General features: G+C 33.4%; 6 protein-coding genes and 1 pseudogene. 5 read left to right on the forward strand and 2 right to left on the reverse strand.

The window, feature by feature from the left end; genetic code table 11:
- Positions 1-299: 299 nt before the first annotated feature.
- Together OZD63_RS01285 and tatC are read left to right on the forward strand one after the other, a co-directional pair.
- Positions 300-1,388 (forward strand): type I glyceraldehyde-3-phosphate dehydrogenase, encoded by a 1,089-nt coding sequence (locus OZD63_RS01285; protein WP_275007907.1) that lies wholly within the window; start codon positions 300-302, stop codon positions 1,386-1,388.
- On the forward strand, positions 1,385-2,146 hold the full coding sequence (gene tatC, locus OZD63_RS01290) for a twin-arginine translocase subunit TatC (RefSeq protein WP_182320250.1): 762 nt from the start codon (positions 1,385-1,387) through the stop codon (positions 2,144-2,146). The genes OZD63_RS01285 and tatC overlap by 4 nt, the downstream gene beginning before the upstream one ends.
- Before the next feature lie 53 nt (positions 2,147-2,199).
- On the opposite strand, the gene OZD63_RS01295 is transcribed toward tatC, so the two are convergent.
- Positions 2,200-2,655, reverse strand: a complete 456-nt coding sequence (locus OZD63_RS01295; protein WP_064125001.1) for an arginine repressor — start codon at positions 2,653-2,655, stop codon at positions 2,200-2,202.
- Between the two features lie 125 nt (positions 2,656-2,780).
- On the opposite strand from OZD63_RS01295, the gene OZD63_RS01300 reads away from it, so the two are divergent.
- Genes OZD63_RS01300 through OZD63_RS01310 form a run of 3 tightly spaced genes read left to right on the forward strand, consistent with a single transcriptional unit; the run spans position 2,781 to position 4,787 of the window.
- Positions 2,781-3,515, forward strand: a complete 735-nt coding sequence (locus tag OZD63_RS01300) for a substrate-binding periplasmic protein (protein WP_274979472.1) — start codon at positions 2,781-2,783, stop codon at positions 3,513-3,515.
- A complete protein-coding gene (locus tag OZD63_RS01305; protein WP_275007908.1) occupies positions 3,515-4,162 on the forward strand; it encodes an amino acid ABC transporter permease in 648 nt (215 codons plus the stop codon). Before OZD63_RS01300 ends, OZD63_RS01305 begins: the two co-directional genes overlap by 1 nt.
- Complete coding sequence (locus tag OZD63_RS01310) at positions 4,146-4,787, forward strand: amino acid ABC transporter ATP-binding protein (RefSeq protein WP_458695125.1); 642 nt, start codon at positions 4,146-4,148, stop codon at positions 4,785-4,787. The genes OZD63_RS01305 and OZD63_RS01310 overlap by 17 nt, the downstream gene beginning before the upstream one ends.
- A 258-nt stretch (positions 4,788-5,045) precedes the next feature.
- Here the strand turns inward: OZD63_RS01310 and OZD63_RS01315 are convergent.
- Positions 5,046-5,164 (reverse strand): annotated as a pseudogene (locus OZD63_RS01315) (IS5/IS1182 family transposase); the annotation flags it as partial.

Raw genomic sequence — 5,164 nt, forward strand, 5'->3', positions numbered from 1 at the left:
CAGCTTATTTAGATAAAAATCTAGATGTAGATGAAGTTTTGTAAAGACATACAGTATCTATATACTGCAAAAAATTGAACATAAGACGCCGGTACATTAAGTAATCCTTACCTTTTAATCTGCAGATTGGCGAAAGCAAATACAATAGCTTCGGTTTCATGCTAAGGGGGCTGGCGGAGTTTGTCAAGCAAGTTTTTAGCCCTGTCTCCTTGCTATAATGTTCATATCGATAGAAAAGCAAAAGAATAAAATGAAATATCAAGTGATATCCTCTATAATTAAATTTTTTGAATGAAGAGATGACGATTCGTGTAGGAATTAATGGTCTGGGTAGAATAGGCAGAGGCGTATTGCGTGCTATTTATGAAATAGAAAAGTATAATGAGCAAATAGAAGTTGTAGCTGTAAATGGATCGCTCAGTGCAAAGCAGCATGCACATTTGATTAAATATGATTCTATTCATGGCAAATTCAGTGGTAATATTGATTTTAATGAGTCTCAAAATTGGATTTCTATAAATGGCAAAGAGTTTTCTTTATATAGAGAACGGAGCCCTGAAAATATTCCTTGGAATGTTGATGTAATACTTGAATGTACTGGTGCATTCAACAAACGTGAAGAAGCAATAAGGCACAATGCAGAGAAAGTGATTGTCTCTGCTCCAGTTCCGGATGCTGATGTCACTATAGTTTATGGTGTGAATAACGATATGCTCGAAAAAGAGCATAAAGTGATATCAGCAGGTTCTTGCACTACAAATTGCCTTGCTCCGATTGTGAAAGTCCTACATTCTGGTTTAGGCATAAAAAGCGGTTTTATGACTACTATACATGCCTACACGAATGATCAAAATATTCTTGATGGTAACCATAAAGATTTGCGTAGAGCAAGAGCTTGCGGATTATCTATGGTGCCAACTACAACCGGGGCAGCAAAAACAATTGGTTCTATAATTCCTGAATTAAAGGGCAAGCTAGATGGCACTGCCGTCAGAGTTCCAGTTAGCAATGTTTCTATGGTTGATTTTACATTTACGACTGATAAGAAAGCGACCGTTAAAGAAATCAATGAAATGTTTAAGGATGCAGCTCTCTCGTCTACGTCATTCCAGCGCGTGACGCTGGAATCTAATCCAGTGTCAGCTACTCGGATGACATCAGAGGGTACTAGGATGACAGAGGGTTCTCCAATGTCAAATGTACTTTCTATATGTACGGAACCTTTAGTTTCAATAGACTTTGTGCATAACCCTTATAGTGCAATTGTGGATTTAACTGGTACATATGTTACAGGTGATATATGCAGGGTTGCAGCGTGGTATGACAATGAGTGGGCTTTTTCGCTGAGAATGTTAGACATAGCATTATTGAGCTATAGTAAAGTATGAACTGGAACTCAAACAAATACGCCTCATTTTACGAACACTTTGCGGAACTCAGAAAAAGAGTTATCTTTTGCTTTCTATTTTTTTGTGTTGCTTTTGGTTTTTGTTACTACTTTAAGGAAAATATATACCGTTTTTTACTTGCACCTTTAATAGAAGCAACAAAAGGTAGCAAAGGTTTTTCTTTGATTTACACAGACTTAACAGAGGCATTTTTTGTATATCTTAGGGTTGCTGTAATGAGTGCACTTTTGCTCTCTTTTCCTGTGTTTGCATGGCAATTCTATATGTTCTTAGCACCTGGGTTATATAAAAGTGAAAGGGCAGTGTTGTTGCCATACTTAATTGCAACACCGGTTTTATTTGTAACGGGAGCTACTGTAGTCTATTACTATATATTTCCTTTAGCCTGGAAGTTTTTTATCAACTTCGAACACAGTGGTAAATCCTTCGATATACCGATAGAGTTTATGCCATCAGTTAGCGAATATTTAGACCTTGTTCTTCAATTTATGTTTGCATTTGGCACTGCATTTCAAATTCCAGTAATACTCACATTGATGGTGAGAGTAGGGTTACTCACTACACAAAGTTTGTCAAATAAACGTAGAATCGCAATAGTGGTAATTTTTATTATTGCTGCAATCTTAACTCCACCTGATGTATTAAGCCAAGTAGGGCTTGCAATACCTATGCTGATTCTATATGAATTGTCCATTCTGATATGTAGGTATATTGAAAAAAAGAAGACAAAGATTTAAACAAAGGAATCCCTCTTATCTCCTTTATATCACATTTTTAACTTACAACATTCTTATTCAGGACTTAAATATGGAAATGTTTCATAAATTGATTGTAATACTTTGTTAAGTTCAGCCTTACTTTTGATGATCAATAATACTGTATCATCACCTGCTATAGTTCCTATAATTCCTATGTTTTTGCTATTATTTAATGAATAAATAACATACTTCTGATCTAGAAAGTAAGCTAGGCTGCTAGCTTGTCCTGGTTGAGTGTGTAGTACTATTAAACCAAAATCCGAAATTTGCATATTAAGTATTAATGGTAATCGATATTGGTTGATGTCAATTACTTTATACATACCAGCAACTTTGGCAATTTTAAGTTCTTTCAATTTTCTTGATAAAGTAGCCTGAGAAATGTTATACCCTCTTTTTTTGAGTAAGGTCTGTAAATCGCTCTGTTCTAAAATTTCATGATTTTGAATAATATTTAAAATATGTTCACCTAGTGTGTTGTCATGCATTATGCATTTTCCTCATATTGAATATGTAATAAGTATATTTGAAATTATATTCATTATTTCTTGACCATTCAATTTTTAATGTCTATATTCACAAGATGAATAAAATATGAATATAAATTAGTAATATGAAAAAATACATTTTAAATGCTATTATAGCGATAAGTATTCTATTAACAGGATGCAAGGAAGATAAATACGATAATGTCATTAGATTTGCAATTTCTGCAGATTATCCACCTTTTGAATATTATGAAAATGGTAAATTTACTGGCTTTGACATTGAGCTTGCTCAATTAGTAGCAAAAGAGTTAGGTAAAGAAGCGATATTTAAAGATATGCAGTTTAGTACTATATTTGCAGCATTGCAAAGTAATTCTGTAGATGCTGCTATATCTACTATTGGTAGCACAGAAGAGCGTGAAAAAAATTTTGATTTTTCAAATAGTTATTATACAGGGGAATTTGGTATTCTATATCACAAAAATAAACCCATAGCCGGTATAAACAACTTAACTCACAAGAAGATAGCCGTTCAACTAGGAACTGTCATGGAAATTTGGCTAAAAGAGCATGTTCCTACAACAGCTCAAATTATTGCTATAGACAATAATAATCAAGCTGTAGAAACATTAAAGTCTGGTCATGTTGATGGCGTCCTAATTGATGAATTCCAAGGTAAAGTATTTAGCAAAAAAAATCCTGGTCTATCATGGTCAGCCATCGCTAAGTCAGATAATGGTTATTCTATTGCTGTGAATAAAGGATCTGATTTAAAGGATAAAATAAACGAGGCGTTAAAAAGTTTAGAAAGTAAAGGTGTAATACAAAAGATAGCAGAAAAATGGCTAGGAGATAACTGATGCAAGAATTAATTTCTAATTTCTTGTTTGTTGGAACAGGCCTTGCCTTTACTTTAAAATTATTGATAGGAGGACTGCTTTTAGGTATGAGTCTAGGAGGGTTATTTTCAGTACTCAGATATAATAAGATCTGTATTCCATTAATTAATGGAATTATATCTGTAATACGTGGCACTCCCCTTATATTACAGTTAAGTGTTGTTTATTTTATGACTCCAACCATTGCAGGAATTAAATTAAACATATTTAGTGCTGGCATTATAGCATTTGGTCTAAATAGCTGTGCTTATATTGCTGAGATTTTACGAGCTGGTATTGAAACTATATCAAAAAACCAGTTTGAAGCAGCTAAAACTTTACAAATACCTAGTTTCTATATGTGGAGAGATATTATATTACCACAAGTTATTAAAAATATTCTTCCTGCAATGATAAATGAGATCATTGCACTCCTTAAAGAAACGGCATTAATCTCTACTATTGGTGGTGTTGATATTATGCGCTCTGCGCAAATGCTTGCAGCAGAACAATTTACTTATTTTATACCACTTTGTCTTGCTGGGGCTTATTATTACGCTCTTGCATTACTAATTGAATATATAGGCAAAAAGATTGAACAGAAAGGTATATATGATAAAAATGCATAATATTTGTAAATTATTTAATAATGTTCCAGTACTTAATAATATTAACCTGATTATAGAACAATCTATAGTTGGTCTTGCTGGTCCTTCTGGTAGTGGTAAATCAACATTGTTACGTTGTATACAAAAACTCGAAGTTTTAGATTCTGGTAGCATTGAATGCAATGATAGTACTGGTTTTGTATTTCAGGATTTTCAACTTTTCCCACATATGACTGTCTGGGAAAATCTTACATATGCTCCCAAACTTAAAAACAAAACTCAGGATCAAAGTGATTCACTACTTGAGTCTTTGGGTATTGCCTCTAAAAAAAATGATTACCCTAGTAATCTATCCGGTGGGCAAAAACAGCGGGTTGCGCTTGCCAGAAGCTTAATGATGAATCCAAGGATTCTATTATGCGATGAGCCAACGTCTGGTTTAGATGTAGCAACAATAGTCGACGTTGTGGAACTACTACAATCAGTTAGAGATATGGGTATTACTATGATTATCGCTTCTCACAATTTGGATTTTTTAACAAAAATATCAGATCGGATTATTCTGTTAAAAAACGGAAAAATAATTGTAGATATCAATCCTAAAGAAATTGATGAACCAACAAACTATTTAAAAAATAATTATTAAAAGAGAATCACTCATATCATACTGAGAGCTATAACAGATCTTAGCATCGAAAATTACATAATGTATATTATGGAAAATAAATTACATAATATAAGAAGCAACGCTAAAAATAAAATCACATAATATAGCAAACTATAGCTAACCCAAGAAAGGTTTTCCTACGTCATACCGCCGCGATATCTCAGCATAGATTCCGCTAACAAGTAGCGGAATGACGAATTTTTGTTTTTCAAACTGTCGGTAAATCTAAGAACCTGTTTAAAATCTTCGTAATAGGAGAGAAATGAAGGAAAGGACAATCATTTGTAAGCTGGTGTTGAGTTTACGTTCGCAATTTTTCCACAATCTTCTACATTTTTCTAACCAAGCAAAAGATC

This window comes from Wolbachia endosymbiont of Drosophila leontia (assembly GCF_028981785.1).
Taxonomy (GTDB): Bacteria; Pseudomonadota; Alphaproteobacteria; order Rickettsiales; family Anaplasmataceae; genus Wolbachia; species Wolbachia pipientis.

Coding starts and splice junctions, on each gene's coding strand:
- OZD63_RS01285 (WP_275007907.1), top strand. CDS start 300: ATGACGATTCGTGTAGGAATTAATGGTCTGGGTAGAATAGGCAGAGGC.
- tatC (WP_182320250.1), top strand. CDS start 1,385: ATGAACTGGAACTCAAACAAATACGCCTCATTTTACGAACACTTTGCG.
- OZD63_RS01295 (WP_064125001.1), bottom strand. CDS start 2,655: ATGCATGACAACACACTAGGTGAACATATTTTAAATATTATTCAAAAT.
- OZD63_RS01300 (WP_274979472.1), top strand. CDS start 2,781: ATGAAAAAATACATTTTAAATGCTATTATAGCGATAAGTATTCTATTA.
- OZD63_RS01305 (WP_275007908.1), top strand. CDS start 3,515: ATGCAAGAATTAATTTCTAATTTCTTGTTTGTTGGAACAGGCCTTGCC.
- OZD63_RS01310 (WP_458695125.1), top strand. CDS start 4,146: ATGATAAAAATGCATAATATTTGTAAATTATTTAATAATGTTCCAGTA.